Raw genomic sequence first — 18,029 nt, forward strand, 5'->3', positions numbered from 1 at the left:
ACATGATAAAACATGCTTCTTTAATTCGAAAACTAAGAAAAGAACGTGGACTGACACAAGCTCAATTAACAGAGGGGCTTTCTCAGCGAGGGACATTAGCTGCTTTTGAATCTAGAGGAACAAAAATCAGTTTTGAATTGTTAGTGGATTACCTTGAACGGATGAATGTTACACTTGAAGAATATCAATTTTTGCTGAACAACAATACTCTCACAAGTAAACAAAAACTTTCTAATTACCTGATCACAACAAAATATTTAACAAAAGAGCAAGAGAATGAACTGCTAAAAGAATATAAAAAAACTGGGAATATTTATTATCGCCTGCTATATACGCAACGTATACTAATTGATCAATATCTGGGAAACCGAAAGCTCACTCGTTCGGAAACTTTGACAGAAGTTTCTATTATCAAAAAGTACTTGGAAGGTATCGATACATGGGGACACTATGAACTTTCTATTTTTTCCAATTGTTTATTCATATTCGATGACGAGTATATTTATCATTCTTTTCAGCGTAGTGTCACAAAAATGAAAGCATATGTCGATACTGCTCATTATTCCGAATTATTATCAAATTTTCTTTTGAACGGGATACATCTATCTTTTCATCGTTCTTCTGTTTTTCTTAGAAAACTATTTTTAGGAGAATGGAAAAAAGTAAGTGACCGTTATAAACATACGTTAGACTTAGCCCGTTACAAAGCATTCACTGCTTTAGCTCTATTAGCAGATGGCAATGAACGAGCACTAGAAGAAATTGACGAAGCAATCCATTTCTTTGAATGGCTAGGACTAGAGGAAGTGAAAGAAGAGATCATTGAATTGAGAGATTCTCTTTTGAAAAAAACTATACATAAAAATGATAAGGCTATTTATCAATAGTCATTCTTCTAGTTTTTTATTTTTGTTGCAATACCATACAAAAAAATAATATTTAAATAATACATTTTATACTATCTTACGAAAAGGAAACCTTTTCTTAAAATATTTTATCTAACTGGAGGAATCATCAAATGAAAAAAAGTACTTTATTGGGATTAGGAATGTTACTTGCTACAACAGGAATCGCCGCTTTGTCTTCTGTAGATGTCTCGGCTCATGGCTATGTTTCACAACCTATCAGCCGTGGCTATCAAGGTGCTCTAGATAGTAGGAATAATTGGCAAAGTGCTTTTGAAAAGTATGGTCGTATCATCAACGAACCACAATCTTTAGAGGCACCAAAAGGATTCCCTTCGGCTGGACCTGCAAATGGTCGGATTGCTTCTGCTAATGGTGCAGTAGGTGACTTTGTTTTGGATAAACAAACAGCTACGTTATGGACAAAAAACAACTTAACTACTGGGGCAAACCGATTCACTTGGCATTTCACAGCTGACCACGCAACGACGAAATGGCACTATTACATGACTAAAAATGGTTGGAATCCAAATGCCCCATTGAATAGAAATGACCTGGAATTCATTGGTGAAGTAAATAATGGTGGTAATTCGTCTATTACTAATCCGACTCATACAATCAATATTCCTAGCAATCGTCTGGGGTATCATGTCATTTTAGCAGTTTGGGATGTAGCTGACACAGATAACGCATTTTATAATGTAATCGATGTCAATGTTCAAAATCGTAATGCATTAACTGACTTGGAAAACAACTAAAAAATAAAGGGAGCAGTTGTCGCTGCTCTCTTTATTTTTTATATTCTTTTCATCCAATCGATCCTAATAATCAAACTGACGATAGTAGCGGCGTATCTCTAATGGATGACAATTCAGCTGTTCGACATGTGCATCGATACGCTGTGTCACTGCATGCATCAATAAGAAAGACAACACACGTCCGCGATATTTTTCGCTGATACCTTCTACTGGATAGTCTTTTGTATCTATCAATGTATAATTACTACAAATTTTTGGCAAAAGTTTAGCTACACGTTCAGATAACGCTCTCTGTTCATCTTCGCCTAAAAATAAAGTGACTGGGGTCGTTTCTTCAACGATCTCTAACGTCCCGTGAAGAAACTCGGCAGCATGGATAGATTTCGATGGGAGCCAGCTTTGTTCTTCCCAATAACACATGGCATATGAATAAACAGCTCCCCATTGATTCCCTGCTCCGATAAAATAATGCATGCTATCACGTCGATGCTTTTCTGCAAATGATAAGCCAAATGTATCTGCTTTTTTCTCTGCTTCAACTAACCCTGTTGGCAAATAATGTTCGAGCTGTTCATAGTACTCTGAGTAATCTTCGAATTCCCCATGCAAATACATCAATCGATCTGCTACCATAAAAAATTTGATTTGTTCTGTTCCGGGAGCTGGATAAGTAACCACAAAATCGCATAGTTGAGACAACTTACTCTCCGCTTTATCGATAAATCCAATCAGTGTCGCTCCTACTTTCTTGATTTCTTCTACTGCTTTCACTACTTCTTGGGTTGTCCCAGTAACAGAGGACACGACGACAATAGAATCTTTTGTTAATCTTTTGTTCCCAGTAGTGTAATATTCTGCAGCATGCTGTACAAAGACAGGCAAGTTGCTTTTCCCATTCATATAAGTGACAGCTTGCATCGAAGAAGCATACGTTCCACCAATTCCTAAATAATAGACAGCATCGAATTTTTCCGTATAAAGTTTATCGATGATTTTTTCTACTTGCGGACGTAAAGCTAGTGCACCTTTTATTGCTTTGATTTGTTCTTCTTCATTGAACTTCAACATGATTTCCACCTCTTATAATTTACTTTTCAAGACTGTATCAAAGTCTTCAAAGATCTTTTTGTTCAAGTCGATTCCTTTAGCTGCTGCGATTTTATAAGCGAATAGTTGAAATGGAACGACAAGTGCTAATATAGACAGATATTCATCACATTCTATTGCTAATCCAAGTGTTTTCTCGTCTCTTGCTTTTTTTGTGGTAATTGTGAGAGCCTCTCCAACATACTGACTCATATATCTCCGCAACTTTTGTGAACGTTCCTTATTTTCATTGTCCCCTTCAATAAAGAACAGCAAATGGGAAGCATCAGCCTCTAGATATGGGCCATGCATGTAAGCTTCTAACTCAAATCCTTGTGACGGGACACGGATTGTTTCCGTCAATTTCGTTTCTGCTTCTTTCGCTGTCCCCCAGTTTGGACCATAGCCAATAGTGATGAAGCGTTGTGTTAAACGAAACAAACTTTGATACTCATCAAAAAATTCTTCCGTTTTTTGAATAATCACTGGTAAATGATCGATTATTTTTTGTAACTGTTGCATGTAGTTTTGTTCTATTTCTTTGCTGATATTATTTTTACTTATCCCAATTCCTAGCCCTAAGAGTAGTAACTGTAAGACAGTAGCAGAATAGCCTTTTGTAACGAAGCCAACTGTTTCTATCCCAGCACCTAAATCAATAATCTGTGTAGCTTCTAAAGCAAGTGGACTTTGTACGTCATTTGTGACAGCAATAATCGGTATTTCTTGTTTTTGGATCATTTTTACTGCTTCAACAGTAGAAGCACTTTTCCCACTTTGTGACACAGCAATCACAGTATCGATTGATGGAGAAAGTTTTCCATAATGAGCAAAATGAAAAGGTTCTTGAATATCGACAGTTAGCTCGCCATAAGATTCCAATGCCGGCTTCGCTGCTAAACAAGCGTTGTAAGAAGAACCCGTTGCTAGCATCAGCAGATTCGTTGTTTTTTTCATTTGTTTTCTTGTCGAAAAATCATTCTTTTTCAAGATCGTACTTAGTACTTCCTTTTCTTCATAAATATAATCTTGCATCGTAACCATTTTCTCTGCTCCTTTTCTAAAAAATCCCTATCCACGAACCAAAAATCCCAAAGAAAGCTAGTCCGATCAAAATCGTTAATGGTTTTACTTCTTTTTTCAATAGATAAAACACTACACCAAATGCACCCAGACATAAGATATTTGGGACAATATCATCAAAAATACTTTGAACAGTCACAGCATTTTCTCCTGAACCGATTTTTAAAGGAATATTGATGGTAATCATCGTGGCAGTCATTGCTCCGACGACCATCAACCCAATGATAGACGCGCCTAATGTCAAACTTTCCATCATCCCGTTTGCCTGAATCTTTTTCAAAAAACCCGTTCCTAAGCGATAACCCCAACCTGTTGCTAGATAGCGGAACAGAATGTGCGGAATATTGAAAATCAAAATGAACAAGATAGGTCCTAAAATATTTCCTTGCATGGCTAAAGAGGTGCCCACACCTGTGGCAATCAATCGCAAAGTTCCCCAAAAGAAAGAATCCCCTAACCCTGCAAGGGGTCCCATCAAAGATGTTTTGATACTGTCGATCGCGGTCACATCAAATTCAGGATCATCCTTATTTTCTTCCTCCATTGCAGCCGTGATCCCTAAAATCAATGTAACGATATGTGGGGTCGTGTTGAAAAACTCTAGATGCCGTTTCAAAGCTGCTGCCATTTCTTCTTTCGACTGATATAACTTTTTCAAAATCGGAATCATTGCGTAAACATAAGCCATATTCATCTGTCGTTCATAGTTCCAAGAAAACTCCATTTGAAAAGAACGCCAGAATACATGATTCAGTTCTTTTTTCGTTATTTTGCTATTTTTACTCTCAGAATTCTTCATCTTCTTCGACCTCCCCTACAGTGGTTTGAAGTGGCAGTTGACGGACATTCATGATATTGACTACCACAACGGCTAAAATTGCACCAAAAATAGCTACTCCGGTCACAGGAATCTTTAAGTAAGAAGCTATAGCGAAACCTAAGAAAAAGTATGGTGCAACTTGTTTGTTAATCAGCAAGCGAGCGAGCATCGCGAAACCAAGAGCTGGAATCAACCCTGTAGCTACTGACAAGCCATTCTGAACGAAGTCAGGAATCTTATTGAGTAGATTCCCGATCGTATTGCTTCCCACCATATACGAAACCATTACTACAACACCAAGCATCAAGGAAAGACCGAACCCGGCAAGCAAGTGCATATGCTCGACTCCTTTATAGTTTCCTTCTTCTGCATAACTGTCCGCTTTATGGTTCATAATTGGAATCAAAAGACCTAAGTAAATATTTTTCAATATCAATGTCAACGTAGCAATTGGTAAACCTAGTAAAAGTGCCGTTTCCGTACCAGCTCCAGCTGTGATAGCAAAAGCCGTGCCTAAAATTCCTCCGGTCACCACATCAGGGGGGATCGAAGCACCTACTGAGAATGATCCGATAAATGCTAACTCCAAAGTGGCGCCCATGATGATCCCAGTTTTTACATCACCCAACACGATTCCTGTAAACAGTCCCGTCACAATTGGACGAGAAAGCAGTGATGTCCCTAATGCATATTCTGATTGTGCGATAAATGCAACGATTCCTAATAAGACTGCTTGTACAATCATTGAGTTTCTTCCTTTCTTACAAAACTTCCCTTACGTCCACTTTTTTATCTGCCGGTACTTGACGGATCTCCACTTCTATTTGTTTGTCAATCAATCTTTTCAATCGTTCCTCCTCTTCTGGTAAAATATTCACCGCTTTTCCAATACTGCGAGTACCAGGTTTCGCCTTGATTCCTCCTAAGTTGATGGTTTTGATTTCTGGATACGCTTCTGCCAGCTTATATGCGTCCTCGATTGATTCCACTACGATGAATAGCTTATATTTATCTGTCACCCCGCTTTTCAATGCGGCAATCGAGTCATCAATGGATTTGATTACTAGTTTGACTCCTTGCGGCTTGGCTAATTTGATCGTTGTCTTTCGTATCTCATTAGTAGGCACATCATCATTCGCAATCAAAATACAATCTGCACCTATTGTTTGTGTCCAAGAAAAAGCTACTTGTCCGTGTAATAACCGATGGTCAACTCTTGTCAATACAATCATTCTTCTTCCTCCTAAAATTCATCTTCTTCTATTTCCTGATTGATCCGTTCGTTACAAAACTGGATCATTTTTTTTGAATCAGTTAGCACCTGCTGGATCAAAACAGTTGTCTGTACTTCAGCGTCCAACCGAGATACTAGCTCAATCAAGAGTGGCAAATTCAATCCGGCAACAAGATAGACATGATCCTGATTGATATATTGTAAGAATTCATTGTTGACACTTCCGCCAAAAAGATCCGTCAGAACAATGATTTCTTTATCTTTGTACCTCATAAACAGCTGACTTACTGATTCCGTTAAATCAAAATTCTCATCAGTATAGCAGTCCAATGCAGTAATAGAATGATTTTTCCCATAGATTAGCTCTAATGAATCTAGTATCCCTGAAGCAAATTTACCATGGGAAGCTAAGATAATTTCTCTGTCCACTTTTTCATCTCCTCTTTTTACTTACACATACTAAAAAAGCAAGTTGTGTGCCAAAGTTAGTGGCCACAACTTGCTTATGTTCAAAATTCTTCTTCTATCGAGAGTAACTCTGTACTTTCACTCAAAATATCACAGATATAGGCAATCTCAGAACGAGGGATCATGACACTATAATGCTCTTCAATGACACTAAATGCAGATTTAATGGCAAATATCTCTTCTTTTTGACACTGTTCCCATTTCTCTAATCCTTGATAGGTTTCAATTGGCATTTGTCGAATCAAACGTTCGATTAGACAACTCACATGGACATATAACGCTAGTTTTTTGGGATTACTGATTCTTCGATTCAACTGCACCTCTAATTCTCGCATAAAATGATCGATTTCCTCCATCACCTTTTCTGTATCTAGAATAGTCACAGAGTCCAGTACTTTCTCCAATGAAAAATTGCGAATGATGTTCTGGTTGAATGTTTCCTTATCTGAAACATTCATAGCAGAATCCAACCATTCTGCCAGTACAGACATCTTCTCTCCTGAGATGAGGTCTTCTAATGAAAGATAGTCGATATCGGTGATAGCAGGATCTGCGGTACCTATGATCCCTACGATTTCGTATATGGAAAACAGTGGGTCCCTGTTTTTCTTATCTTTTAATCGCTGATATTCATATGGGATGATTTTCAACTGACAAGTCGTAGGCAAGCTTTTCTCTAGCAGTGCACTTAGGTGAGCCGCCGTGCCGATTCCAGTGAAGCAGGTAGTAATGAGTGCTTTGGGTTTATTTTCTTGTGGATAGAGGAGCCGCCATTCTGGTTTGGTTTGACGAACAGCCTCTTCTGCTATTTCTTCTAATGCTGCATTTTTTTGCAAGCATTCCCCTACTGTGATGGCTAAAGGTGTCGTCACATTATTTAAAATCAAAAGTGGTACAGATAGTTGTTTTTTAAAAAACTGATGGATTTCTTTCAGAGATCCCATATCTACTAATATGATCAATCCATTTGAAACATCGCTGTTTTCGCAATAATCCACAATTTCTGAAGCAATCTGCTGTGGAGTGACATCTAGCGGCATATCAAATGATTCAAATAGATCTTCTTGTAATAAACGATTGACCACATTTGCCATACTGCTAGCAGTTGCATAACCGTGCGCAGCAATCATTGCTTTTGGCAGTCGTTTTTCTTTTGACCATTTTGCTTTTTTTAGATAGATCGTCAGTAAAATCCGATCCATACTAGTGACTTCAATATCTAATTTAATCTTACTCAGTTCCAAGATTCGCTGGACATAATGATAGCTAGATGGATAAGATTGAGAAACCTGTTTTTCTAATTCTTTGATTAGTTGGATAATCGCATGTTCTTCCGGTAACCATTTGACAGTGCTTCGCTGATAAAGATAGTAACTCAAGGCATAGACACTGTTTCCATCGAACTTGATTTGATAGGCAGACTCCATTTGTCGAAAGGTCTCACGGATAGATTGAGTCCAATAAACCAACAGCTCGTGTTTTTCTTGTCTACTGGTCTCAAACAGCAAAAAATCAAATAATTGGATCACTTCTTGTTTTAGTTTTCCTTCGCAAGAATATAGAAGACACTCATTTTTTTTGAAATCAAGCAGGATCTGCTCAAAACTTTTAACGATTCGTTGCTGTTCTGGTTGTTGCTTTTCCATCAATTGTTCTAAGGTCTGGTCTTGCGTGATATAGATTCCTTGCTGTGCTGTATTTTTGGTAATGGGCTCAGCGAGTAGTTCTTTTTGCAAATGATGGATGGTGACATGGATCTCCGACTGTTCACGTTGTTCAGCATACGCTTTTGCTGCTGAAACTTTGACAATATTTTTCAGCTCTCCTATGTTTCCAGATAATTTTTGACCTGCTAGAAGTGACAAAACTGGGCCACTGACTGACAAAGGGCTTCCCATTTTTCTTTGTTCCTCGATAAAAAAAGAGTAAACCAGTTCTAGCCGTTCATTTCGACTACGCTGATTGAGCGCAGGCAGTTCGATTCGGATAGGTATTCTTCGAATGAAAGTGGTTAAGAAATGACTAGTGGTCTCTTCTGTCGTGGCAAAAAAAAGACGTGTTTTGATCCGCCGTGACAAATTAGGTTCTCCCATACGATAAATCACACCTTGATCAAGATAGGTGAATAGTTTTTCCTGCCCTTCTGGTGTTAAGCGATGTACCTCGTCTAAAAACAAGATTCCACCATCTGCTGCTTCGAAAGCCCCTTTTTTATTTTCTTCTGCTCCAGTGTAAGCTCCTTTGACGTGACCAAACAAATTGCTAGTCAACAGTTCAGGATTATCTGCATATTGTGCACAATTGAAAGTGATGAATGGTGCAGAGTCCTCTAGTAAATCATGAAGCAGACAATACTGATAGACTAAATGGACTAAATAACTTTTACCTGTGCCGCTTTCACCTGTGATCAAAAGTGGCAGTCCGCCATCTGGATAGTAAAGAGCTGTTTTGATTTGTTCGATACTTTCTTTCAAACTGGCGTCGTGTCCGATCATAAAAGAGAATAAATCTTTTGGTTGTGCGAAAAAAGGCTGTTCTTCTTTAAGATCATTGATAGAAAAATAAAAATTCGTACGTAACTTAAAAAATTGTTTTTCAAAAGCTTCTTTGTGGAAATAAACCACTGGACGAGAATTGATTTTGACTAGTAGTTTCTCTTCATTCAACTGGTTCAAATAATGACTGACTGTGTTTCTTTTTACCCCAAAATGTTCAGCCAATCTTTTTGCTGTAAAGACCTCGTTCATATGGTTGAGATCGAAAAAGGCTGTCTGGTTCTCTAAGTAGCATAAAATTTCGTGTTTTAACAACTTATCCACCCCTACTCCATCATAGAAAACGGATTCATTTTGTCAATAAAATCTTTAATAAAGGGTTGAAAAATATGTCTTGTTATAGACAGCAGCTCACTTATCCCTTATAATTTTTATTCTAAAAAAGAACAGTTCCTTCCGGTTTTTATACTGGGATTTCCAAACAATAAAGAAAGAACAAGGAGGCTATGACTATTCAATGAAATCGGATAAATCTAAAAAGAGGAAGTATACTTCTTGGAAAACTTTTCGCGAAATCATCGGATCTTATCTCGCTGTGGTTGTGTTTTTACCTTTGCTTTATATGGCTATGACAGAACAAACCCGTTTTATTGATGTAGATACGCAATATATAGCCGAAAAAGGATTTTTATTTATCTTTATCTTGATTTTTGCGTTCTATAAATCCTTCCACACAAAATAGGAGGCACAGCTCTCAATTTTTCTGTCTGCTTTTTGTTATTACAAATCCTTATATCTGGTATAACAACAATTTATTGGCGTAACGAGGAAAAACGAGTTATGATGCTTTCAGAGAGTAAAGAGGTACTGTTGTCACCATCCTTTTTATTGATTACGTACACCACTCTTAGTTTTTTCCCATTGATTAAGAAAACAAGGTAGAAACATCACTGTTCCTGCCTTGTTTTCTTTTTCGTGTGCTGTTTTGATATCAAAATCGCAAACGACTTTCTACATAGCGATATTGATAATGAGAGGTTGTATTCGTTACACCAAACTTAATAGAAGCGTTTCTTCCTACTCCGATGTTCACCCCTGCATTCCAAGTTGTTGAACCATTATTGAAGAAGTCGCCATTTACAATGTAAAAAATACGGTTAGCATCTTCTAAATGAACATAAACAGTTCCACCAAATTGTTTCGACAAACCATTATATCCGCGGATCATTTCAACTCGTACGATTCTTTTGATAGCCCTAAAATTTCCACTTTCACTGGTCTCCCAATAAAAGCGCATCGTGGGTCTATAACTAGCATTGACTGTGAAAGATTGCGATAATGTTCTGTATGTTGCTCTTGCTGTACGTGCTTGTCTTGCACTTTCATCTGTGAATCCAAGCTCTTGTTGTGCTTGGATAATAGGGATGCCGTTTTCTTTTGCTACTTCTCGCACCATTTCATCAAAAGTGAGTACGGGACTTATGTTTATCTCTTTCTTTTCATTTGATATGTCGATCACTGATGCATCCACTTCTACAGCAAACACAGGCTGTCCGATATTACTTACCCCCCCTAAAGCTGCCACACATAATAAACCAATCAACGATTTTTTCATTCTCATATCCCTTCTTTCAACATTAATTAGCTTTCCCACAAACAATTTGTTACAATAACTTTACAGCATAAAAAGAAAACGATTTCAACAACTTTTAAAAAAGGAGAATAAACTATGAAAACAAAGCTGTTATTAGATTTAATAACATCGTTACTTTTAATTTTTTCGACAAAAATAACGATGGTTTTTATGGAAAATGAAGCTTCGCCCTCTCCATTTTATGAGATTTTATTCATTACTAAGATCATTTGCTTTATACTCGCTGTTTTTTACTTAAATCATGGAATCACTACTTTTTTATTTTCAAAAAATAAATAGCGCTCCATTGATGATTCTGTACCTGATCCACCTTTTGCACACGATTCATTTATAAAAAATCGGACAAAATAGACGTTTGGAGGAATGAAGAGACCGGGATGAATTTCCCGTTCTCTTTCTTTTTTTCTAAAAAATATTCTATTCAATCTCTAAAATCTCTTCATAATAAAACTTTCATTTATGAAAAGGCTTGTTCTCTTTTCATTCTAAATTTCCTAAGCTACAATGTGGTAGTACTTGTTTTTTCAACTGTAGACAAATAAATAATAGGAGGAATCATATGATTCAGTTATTACGTTATGCAAAAGATTATCGTAAGCAAATCATTTTGGGTCCGTTCTTCAAGTTTCTTGAGGCTGTCTTCGAACTTGTCCTACCTTTAATGATGGCTTCCTTGATCGATAATGGATTAAAAATGAATGACCGAGGAAAAATCATTGAAATGGGCTTATGGATGGTCGCTATGTCTGTGATTGGTCTGATTTGTGCTATCATTTGCCAATACTACGCTTCAATAGCTTCACAAGGATTTGGTACAGAGTTGCGAAATCAGCTGATCAAAAAAATCAATACTTTCTCTCACAACGAGTTGAATCATTTTGGAACAGATACCTTGATCACTCGAATGACAAACGACATCAATCAGCTTCAACTAGCTTTAGCAATGGTCATTCGTTTATTGATTAGAGCACCATTTTTAAGCATCGGTTCAGTAGTCATGGCTTTTGTGATCGACTGGGAAGTAGGTCTGTTTTTCTTAGCATTATTGCCTATTTTCTCCATCATCTTATTTTTTATCATCAGAAAAACTGTTCCTCTCTATCAAAAAGTGCAAGAAAAACTAGACCAGCTCAATGAACACGTCAGCCAGAATCTTAGCGGCGTTCGTGTCATACGTGCATTTGCACAGACAAAAAAAGAAACAGAAAAGTTTGATAAAAGCACAAATGATCTAGCGAACAATTATTTACGTGTTTCCAATATCTCTGCCCTTTTATCACCTGCTACGACCTTGATTATGAATGTCGGAATCATTTGTTTGCTAACAGTCGGCGGGATCAAAGTAAACATTGGGAGTTTGCAACAAGGACAAGTTCTTGCTTTGATCAATTATATGAATCAAATGCTTTTGGCACTGATCGTTGTTTCAAACCTCGTCGTGATCTTCACACGTGCCGAAGCTTCAGGTAATCGAGTAAAAGAGGTTCTAGACACAGAGAATTCGATTCTTGAAGCCGAAATCAGTACTACTCCCGATTTTTCTTCTGAATCGATTCTCGCTTTTGATCACGTTGACTTCCGTTATACTCCTGATTCTGGGCTTTCTCTTCAAGGGATTACATTTCAGCTGAAGCGAAATACGGTCCTTGGAATCATTGGTCCAACGGGAAGCGGGAAAACGACTTTGACTCAATTGATTCCGCGCTTCTATGATGTCAGTTCCGGTACAGTCATAATGGATGGAATGGACGTTCGTTCTTGGCAGCTGGATCATCTTCGTCAGCAAATCGCCCTTGTTCCCCAAACTTCCGTGTTATTTACTGGGACTATTCGTGAAAACCTTCAATGGGGTAAGCAAGATGCCACAGAAGATGAGTGTTGGGAAGCCCTGAAAATCGCTCAGGCAGAAGAATTTGTACGTCAGCTTCCAAATGGTTTAGATACAAAAGTCATGGAAAACGGAAAAAATTTCTCCGGCGGTCAAAAACAGCGACTAACGATTGCAAGAGCTTTGATTGCCAAGCCAGAATTACTGATTTTAGATGACTCTTTGAGTGCGTTGGATTATCAGACTGACTTGGATTTGCGTAAGGCGCTGCAGACTTATCTTGGCAGTACAGTGATCATTATCTCCCAACGTGTCCGCTCCATTCAAGAAGCCCACCATATCTTAGTGATGGATCAAGGAAAGATCGCTGCTCAAGGTACGCATGAAGAATTACTTGCTCAATCAGCGGAATATCAGGAAATCGTCGCATCACAGGAGGAAGAATAGTTATGAAAGTAAAAAAATTATCCTTGCAGACACTCCGTCGCTTCATCCCTTATCTTACTGCTTATGCGAAAGACATTTGGCTAGCTGTATTACTAGGGATCATCAACGGGATCGCAACAGTTGTGATGACGTTACAAATTGGCCAAAGTATCGATCAAATGATCGGAGAAGGACAAGTTCGCTTCAATCGACTATTCCATTTACTGATTCTGTTCGGTGGGATCGTTTTGATCAACGTAGTCAGTCAATGGCTCATCCAAGTATTAAGCAATCGGTTAGCTTACTTGTCCGTTGCAACATTAAGAAAAGATGCTTTTGCTCAACTGAATCGATTGCCACTTCGTTATTATGATCAAAATTCTCATGGAAATATCGTCAGTCGATTTACAAATGATATGGACAACATTTCTATTGCGATTTCTGCTGCCTTCAATCAATTGTTTTCCGGAGTTGCGATCATCCTTCTTTCGTTTATTTTTATGATGCGTCTAAGTCCACTTCTGACATTGGTCGTTCTTTGTTCCACACCGATTATTTTCCTTGTGAGTTGGATCGTTGCTCGTGCTTCGCAAACAAATTTCGATAGACAGCAAAGAATCATTGGGGAGATCTCGGGCTTTGTGACCGAACGAATCGGTAATCAGAAAATCGTGAAAGCTTTTCAGCAAGAAGAAGCTAGTCAACAGCAATTTGAACTGCTAAATGCTGATCTATATCAAAAAGGACAACGGGCACAATTTTCTTCTTCCTTGACAAACCCGTCTTCTCGTTTTGTAGATCACCTTGCTTATTTATCGATTGGTTTAGTTGGCGGCCTATTGGCATTGAAGAGTGGTTCGTCAATCACTGTTGGTGTGATTTCCAGTTTTACGATCTACTCAAGTCAGTTTTCTAAACCATTTATCGAACTTTCTGGAATCACGACACAACTGCAAACCGCTTTTTCTGGTCTAGAACGAGCATTTGATTTGATCGATCAACCAGAAGAAAAGCCTGATTTGCCAGATGCCTATGCCTTGGAACCCAAAAATATCAAAGGAAAAGTCTCTTTTGATCATGTTTCTTTTTCTTATGACCCCAAACAGCGTTTGATCGAAGATTTCAATTTTACTGCTTATCCAGGTCAAACCATTGCTATAGTAGGAAAAACAGGGGCCGGAAAATCCACACTTGTTAATTTGCTGATGCGTTTTTATGACACAACAAAAGGAACGATTACAATCGATGACCATGACATCCGCTCTATCCAACGTGATACATTACGTAAAAGTTTTGGAATGGTGTTACAAGATACTTGGCTATTTGACAGTACATTGCGAGAAAATCTTCGTTTTGGGAATCCGGAAGCAAGTGACGTAGAAATCAATGATGCCCTAAAAGCCTCTTATATGTATGAATTTGTTGAACGTTTGCCGGAAAAATTAGATACTAAGATTGGCGGTCAAGGGTTAAAGATATCAGATGGCCAACGCCAACTGTTGACGATTGCTCGAACGATGATCAGTAATCCGCCTATGTTGATCTTAGATGAAGCTACCAGCTCAGTCGATACATTGACAGAGAAAAAAATCCAACAAGCTTTCTTAGCAATGATGGAGGGAAAAACCAGTTTTGTTATTGCCCATCGCCTGTCCACAATCAAAAATGCGGACCAGATATTAGTGATGGATCAGGGAGCCATTGTCGAAATGGGCACCCATGATGAGTTGCTTCAAAAGGATGGTTATTACCGACGGCTCTATCAAGCACAATTCACAGCACAATAAAAACAAGCAGTCTTCTGGGATGGGAAGACTGCTTGTTTTTTATTTAGCGTGGATCGCTAAACTTCTTAAAATTTTTTTGTAAGGAACACTACGTCCTACGTAATAAATGGCAATTGATTGAATCGGTAACCATATCACTGTTTTTAACAGGCGGGGCGCCCAAACGACCCAGCTGAACAATGGCACATGGTACATCAACGCAAGCCATAATGGTGTCAAAAATAAGTTTATGATCAGCGTGACACTAAGCGTAGCCAAAATGGCATTTTTCCAAGTGATTTCTTTTCGATAGAAAAAGAATCCGTAGATTGCTCCTTCAATAAATGCATTCAATGTAAATCCAATAAAAAATGCAGATTTCGAGAAGAGAGCCATTCCTACTAAATCAGCTAAAACTGCACCTATCCCTGACCAAAAAGGACCAAAAAGAATGCCCATGATCACTTGTGGAATAAATGTGACACTGATTTTAATAAATGGGGTCTCGATTGCTACCAGACGGGACAACGTGACCATCAATGCAATCAGTAAGCCCATAATAGCAATCATACGTGCGTCTAACCGGTGTTTCTTCATTTTTAGCATCTCCTTTAAGAGCTGCTACATCGTATCATGCAGCGAATGCGAAAATAAAACCGCGAACATTACGTCCTTCGTCCAAGAGGCAACATCCCATCCTCTTAGCACTTAACGCTTTATTTTCTACTCTGTATTATTTTTGGGATCTTTTCCCACAGAAACTATAGCATATTTTCACATTTACTGCAAACACGAAAAACTAATATTATTGGTTATATTATACAATACGTTCGTATTATATCGCATATTCTCAGTTCGTTTAGCTTTTATAGCTACATATAGGCGAACATTAAACGTTATTTTTCTATACACTTATCCATCAAAATGAAAGTGGACGTTTGTCTATTTCATGGACGATTCTTCGAAAATCTAGGAAGCCGGCTTCCAGTCCTCTTAGCAGCACCTCAGCTGTTCCGATATTCGTAGCCAACGGAATCTCATAAACATCAGATAAACGGATAAGTGCTGTTACATCTGGTTCATGCGGCTGTGCAGCTAGGGGGTCTCGAAGAAAAATCACCAAATCTAACTGGTCCTCCGAGATCATTGCTCCAATTTGCTGATCTCCGCCTAACGGTCCGGATTTAAACCGATGAATGGGCAATCCGGTCGCTTCCGTGATCCGTTGTCCAGTCGTCCCGGTAGCAAAAAGTTCATGTTTTTCCAATATTGTTTTATACGCTGTTGCTAATTTCACCATCATAGGTTTTTTTCGGTCATGAGCGATCAAAGCGATTTTCATAAGAGACACTCCTTTTGATATGGTTAACATACTTATTTACTCCAGTGTATCAGTTTTTATTTCTTATGGATATTTATTGAAGCTTAAAACTAGCACATTGACAAAAAAAAGAAAAAATTCTTGTTCAACATGACATTGAACTTAGTTAACGCTTTCATTTATACTTTAATCAGTTAATAAAACTAAAAAAGAAAGTGTGGAACGTATTATGGTAGAAATGGCTCTGAAAAACGTATATAAAAAATATGATAATGCAGAAAATTATTCTGTGACTGATTTTAATCTATCAATCAAAGACCGTGAATTTATCGTTTTTGTTGGTCCTTCCGGTTGTGGAAAGTCAACTACTTTGCGAATGATTGCGGGACTGGAAGATATCTCTGAAGGAGAACTAAATATTGGCGGAAAAGTCATGAATGACGTGGCACCTAAAGACCGTGATATTGCCATGGTTTTCCAAAACTATGCATTGTATCCTCACATGACTGTTTATGATAATATGGCTTTTGGTTTGAAATTACGTAAATATGATAAAGCAGACATTAAAAAGCGTGTGGACAATGCAGCAGAGATCCTCGGACTGACAGAATACTTGAAACGAAAACCAGCTGCTTTATCTGGTGGACAAAGACAACGTGTAGCATTAGGACGTGCAATCGTTCGGGATGCCAAAGTCTTCTTGATGGATGAACCATTGTCAAACTTAGATGCTAAATTACGTGTAGCCATGCGTGCTGAGATTGCCAAACTTCACCAACGTCTTGAAACAACGACGATCTATGTTACTCATGATCAGACAGAAGCGATGACTATGGCTGACCGAATCGTTATCATGAAAGACGGATTTATCCAGCAAATCGGTACACCGAAAGAAGTTTATGATACACCAGTCAATATGTTCGTTGCCGGCTTTATTGGATCTCCTGCCATGAACTTCTTTAATGTGACATTGAAAAACGGTGTCATCACAGATGGACATGGGCTTAAGCTTCGTATTCCTGAAGGGAAAAACAAAGTATTAGTCGAAAAAGGTTATGAAGGAAAAGAAGTCATCTTCGGCATTCGTCCAGAAGACATCCACAGTGAACAAGTAGCCCTTGAAGCTTCACCTGAAGCCGTAGTGAAATCAGAAGTTGTCGTTTCCGAATTACTTGGTGCTGAAACGATGCTTTACACAAAAACTGGTTCTACTGAGTTCATCTCAAAAGTAGATGCAAGAGATTTCCATAAACCAGGTGAAATGGTTGACCTTGCCTTCAACATCAATAAAGGGCACTTCTTTGATAAAGAAACCGAACAAGTCATCAAACTTCCCTAATCTGCCCCCTTCAGAGCTACGCCAGAAAATAGTGGTGTAGCTCTTTTTAGGACAAAAAATTCTCATCTTAGCGGATTTATTATCCGTTAGCAGATGAGAGTTTTTCTTTGATAGATCATTAGTATGTCGTTTTCTTCGCGTACCCTTGAATCGATTCTTTCCGATTTCCTTTTTTTGCTGCCGTAAATACCGGGATATCAAAGTATTTGCTGAGTGTTCCTGCTATAAAATAAGCAATATTATAATCAACCAAACTGTGGATGAGTCCACCAATTCCCATCAAGATGAACACTGTATAAAAATATCCTTGAGAGTAATACGTGTCAGGCATATTACCGATGAAGTAAAAGATGCTGACTACTAGCATTTCTACTAAAGAATGAATCACACCTATCACAAAATTGAACCCTTGGAAACGCCAATTAGTAAAAGTAAACTGTCCATTCTTTAAAACGATACTCGGATGCTTTTGCAAGTACCATGCCCCGATCAATGCAAATACAAGATGTGACAATGCGCGCAATGCAATGATAACTGGTGTTGTCAAAAAGAAACCGAATGTCGTACCTAGTGCAACAGCCACTGCAACTCCTGGTGTAAAAAACATCGCAATAAATAATGGCACATGAGACGCTAATGTAAAAGAAGCAGGTGGGATCATGATTTTAGGCATAACCATTGGGATAATGACCCCCATCCCAATCAATAAAGCAGAAATCGTTAGTTTTCGAACTGAATTTTTTCTCATTTTTTCCCTCTCCTAATATGTCTTGACACATAAATGTCGACTTAGTATAACTCACTTATCAATAACTGTCAAGACACATATTCTTTTCTAAATCCATA

17 protein-coding genes and 1 riboswitch are annotated in these 18,029 nt (G+C 38.1%); of the genes, 6 read left to right on the forward strand and 11 right to left on the reverse strand.

All coding sequences use genetic code 11. The features are described 5' to 3' along the window. Nucleotides 1-2 precede the first annotated feature (2 nt). Complete coding sequence (locus QK255_RS10130) at nt 3-887, forward strand: Rgg family transcriptional regulator (RefSeq protein ID WP_002291043.1); 885 nt, start codon at nt 3-5, stop codon at nt 885-887. Between the two features lie 131 nt (nt 888-1,018). Next, complete coding sequence (locus QK255_RS10135) at nt 1,019-1,663, forward strand: lytic polysaccharide monooxygenase auxiliary activity family 9 protein (RefSeq protein WP_002291044.1); 645 nt, start codon at nt 1,019-1,021, stop codon at nt 1,661-1,663. Between the two features lie 63 nt (nt 1,664-1,726). Here QK255_RS10135 and QK255_RS10140 read toward each other — a convergent pair whose 3' ends face one another. From QK255_RS10140 to QK255_RS10170, 7 genes are all read right to left on the reverse strand, one after another. Beyond that, a complete protein-coding gene (locus tag QK255_RS10140; protein WP_002291045.1) occupies nt 1,727-2,731 on the reverse strand; it encodes an SIS domain-containing protein in 1,005 nt (334 codons plus the stop codon). Nucleotides 2,732-2,743: 12 nt separating this feature from the next. Then, the gene (locus tag QK255_RS10145) at nt 2,744-3,793 is read right to left on the reverse strand and encodes an SIS domain-containing protein (protein ID WP_002291046.1); all 1,050 of its coding nucleotides are present in this window, start codon (nt 3,791-3,793) and stop codon (nt 2,744-2,746) included. Nucleotides 3,794-3,809: 16 nt separating this feature from the next. After that, nucleotides 3,810-4,631 carry a PTS system mannose/fructose/sorbose family transporter subunit IID gene (locus QK255_RS10150; protein ID WP_002291048.1) on the reverse strand — a complete coding sequence of 274 codons (822 nt, stop codon included), beginning with the start codon at nt 4,629-4,631 and terminating at the stop codon, nt 3,810-3,812. Continuing rightward, nucleotides 4,618-5,397: a PTS mannose/fructose/sorbose/N-acetylgalactosamine transporter subunit IIC gene (locus QK255_RS10155; RefSeq protein WP_002291049.1), complete on the reverse strand. Its 780-nt coding sequence runs from the start codon at nt 5,395-5,397 to the stop codon at nt 4,618-4,620. The genes QK255_RS10150 and QK255_RS10155 overlap by 14 nt, the downstream gene beginning before the upstream one ends. Nucleotides 5,398-5,413: 16 nt before the next feature. Further along, entirely contained in the window at nt 5,414-5,884 is a 471-nt protein-coding gene (locus QK255_RS10160) for a PTS sugar transporter subunit IIB (protein WP_002287114.1), read from the reverse strand. Nucleotides 5,885-5,895: 11 nt separating this feature from the next. Continuing rightward, nucleotides 5,896-6,315: a PTS sugar transporter subunit IIA gene (locus QK255_RS10165; RefSeq protein ID WP_002291050.1), complete on the reverse strand. Its 420-nt coding sequence runs from the start codon at nt 6,313-6,315 to the stop codon at nt 5,896-5,898. A gap of 80 nt (nt 6,316-6,395) precedes the next feature. After that, complete coding sequence (locus QK255_RS10170) at nt 6,396-9,173, reverse strand: sigma-54-dependent transcriptional regulator (RefSeq protein ID WP_002342260.1); 2,778 nt, start codon at nt 9,171-9,173, stop codon at nt 6,396-6,398. A gap of 193 nt (nt 9,174-9,366) precedes the next feature. On the opposite strand from QK255_RS10170, the gene QK255_RS10175 reads away from it, so the two are divergent. Further along, nucleotides 9,367-9,591 carry a hypothetical protein gene (locus tag QK255_RS10175; protein ID WP_002291052.1) on the forward strand — a complete coding sequence of 75 codons (225 nt, stop codon included), beginning with the start codon at nt 9,367-9,369 and terminating at the stop codon, nt 9,589-9,591. A 249-nt stretch (nt 9,592-9,840) separates the two neighbouring features. Here QK255_RS10175 and QK255_RS10180 read toward each other — a convergent pair whose 3' ends face one another. Continuing rightward, the gene (locus tag QK255_RS10180; RefSeq protein ID WP_002291054.1) at nt 9,841-10,464 is read right to left on the reverse strand and encodes a hypothetical protein; all 624 of its coding nucleotides are present in this window, start codon (nt 10,462-10,464) and stop codon (nt 9,841-9,843) included. Nucleotides 10,465-11,062: 598 nt separating this feature from the next. Here QK255_RS10180 and QK255_RS10185 point away from each other — a divergent pair. Then, nucleotides 11,063-12,778 carry an ABC transporter ATP-binding protein gene (locus tag QK255_RS10185; protein WP_002291058.1) on the forward strand — a complete coding sequence of 572 codons (1,716 nt, stop codon included), beginning with the start codon at nt 11,063-11,065 and terminating at the stop codon, nt 12,776-12,778. A 2-nt stretch (nt 12,779-12,780) separates the two neighbouring features. Beyond that, nucleotides 12,781-14,544 (forward strand): ABC transporter ATP-binding protein, encoded by a 1,764-nt coding sequence (locus tag QK255_RS10190; RefSeq protein ID WP_002291060.1) that lies wholly within the window; start codon nt 12,781-12,783, stop codon nt 14,542-14,544. Between the two features lie 39 nt (nt 14,545-14,583). On the opposite strand, the gene QK255_RS10195 is transcribed toward QK255_RS10190, so the two are convergent. Together QK255_RS10195 and mgsA are read right to left on the reverse strand one after the other, a co-directional pair. Further along, on the reverse strand, nt 14,584-15,120 hold the full coding sequence (locus QK255_RS10195) for a folate family ECF transporter S component (RefSeq protein WP_002291062.1): 537 nt from the start codon (nt 15,118-15,120) through the stop codon (nt 14,584-14,586). Nucleotides 15,121-15,157: 37 nt separating this feature from the next. After that, nucleotides 15,158-15,256, reverse strand: a riboswitch (THF riboswitch). Between the two features lie 186 nt (nt 15,257-15,442). Beyond that, on the reverse strand, nt 15,443-15,865 hold the full coding sequence (gene mgsA, locus QK255_RS10200; protein ID WP_002291069.1) for a methylglyoxal synthase: 423 nt from the start codon (nt 15,863-15,865) through the stop codon (nt 15,443-15,445). Between the two features lie 208 nt (nt 15,866-16,073). Here mgsA and QK255_RS10205 point away from each other — a divergent pair, with 208 nt between their 5' ends. Then, nucleotides 16,074-17,183 carry an ABC transporter ATP-binding protein gene (locus QK255_RS10205; protein ID WP_002291070.1) on the forward strand — a complete coding sequence of 370 codons (1,110 nt, stop codon included), beginning with the start codon at nt 16,074-16,076 and terminating at the stop codon, nt 17,181-17,183. A gap of 118 nt (nt 17,184-17,301) precedes the next feature. Here QK255_RS10205 and QK255_RS10210 read toward each other — a convergent pair whose 3' ends face one another. Next, nucleotides 17,302-17,931, reverse strand: a complete 630-nt coding sequence (locus QK255_RS10210; protein WP_002291071.1) for a hypothetical protein — start codon at nt 17,929-17,931, stop codon at nt 17,302-17,304. Nucleotides 17,932-18,029 lie beyond the last annotated feature (98 nt).

The sequence above is a fragment of the Enterococcus sp. ZQ21 genome (assembly GCF_030053755.1).
Taxonomy (GTDB): Bacteria; Bacillota; Bacilli; order Lactobacillales; family Enterococcaceae; genus Enterococcus_B; species Enterococcus_B lactis.

What these genes read in the sequence shown, in the direction of transcription:
- QK255_RS10130 (WP_002291043.1), top strand. Translation starts at nt 3, where the DNA reads ATGATAAAACATGCTTCTTTAATTCGAAAACTAAGAAAAGAACGTGGA.
- QK255_RS10135 (WP_002291044.1), top strand. Translation starts at nt 1,019, where the DNA reads ATGAAAAAAAGTACTTTATTGGGATTAGGAATGTTACTTGCTACAACA.
- QK255_RS10140 (WP_002291045.1), bottom strand. Translation starts at nt 2,731, where the DNA reads ATGTTGAAGTTCAATGAAGAAGAACAAATCAAAGCAATAAAAGGTGCA.
- QK255_RS10145 (WP_002291046.1), bottom strand. Translation starts at nt 3,793, where the DNA reads ATGGTTACGATGCAAGATTATATTTATGAAGAAAAGGAAGTACTAAGT.
- QK255_RS10150 (WP_002291048.1), bottom strand. Translation starts at nt 4,631, where the DNA reads ATGAAGAATTCTGAGAGTAAAAATAGCAAAATAACGAAAAAAGAACTG.
- QK255_RS10155 (WP_002291049.1), bottom strand. Translation starts at nt 5,397, where the DNA reads ATGATTGTACAAGCAGTCTTATTAGGAATCGTTGCATTTATCGCACAA.
- QK255_RS10160 (WP_002287114.1), bottom strand. Translation starts at nt 5,884, where the DNA reads ATGATTGTATTGACAAGAGTTGACCATCGGTTATTACACGGACAAGTA.
- QK255_RS10175 (WP_002291052.1), top strand. Translation starts at nt 9,367, where the DNA reads ATGAAATCGGATAAATCTAAAAAGAGGAAGTATACTTCTTGGAAAACT.
- QK255_RS10180 (WP_002291054.1), bottom strand. Translation starts at nt 10,464, where the DNA reads ATGAAAAAATCGTTGATTGGTTTATTATGTGTGGCAGCTTTAGGGGGG.
- QK255_RS10185 (WP_002291058.1), top strand. Translation starts at nt 11,063, where the DNA reads ATGATTCAGTTATTACGTTATGCAAAAGATTATCGTAAGCAAATCATT.
- QK255_RS10190 (WP_002291060.1), top strand. Translation starts at nt 12,781, where the DNA reads ATGAAAGTAAAAAAATTATCCTTGCAGACACTCCGTCGCTTCATCCCT.
- QK255_RS10195 (WP_002291062.1), bottom strand. Translation starts at nt 15,120, where the DNA reads ATGAAGAAACACCGGTTAGACGCACGTATGATTGCTATTATGGGCTTA.
- mgsA (WP_002291069.1), bottom strand. Translation starts at nt 15,865, where the DNA reads ATGAAAATCGCTTTGATCGCTCATGACCGAAAAAAACCTATGATGGTG.
- QK255_RS10205 (WP_002291070.1), top strand. Translation starts at nt 16,074, where the DNA reads ATGGTAGAAATGGCTCTGAAAAACGTATATAAAAAATATGATAATGCA.
- QK255_RS10210 (WP_002291071.1), bottom strand. Translation starts at nt 17,931, where the DNA reads ATGAGAAAAAATTCAGTTCGAAAACTAACGATTTCTGCTTTATTGATT.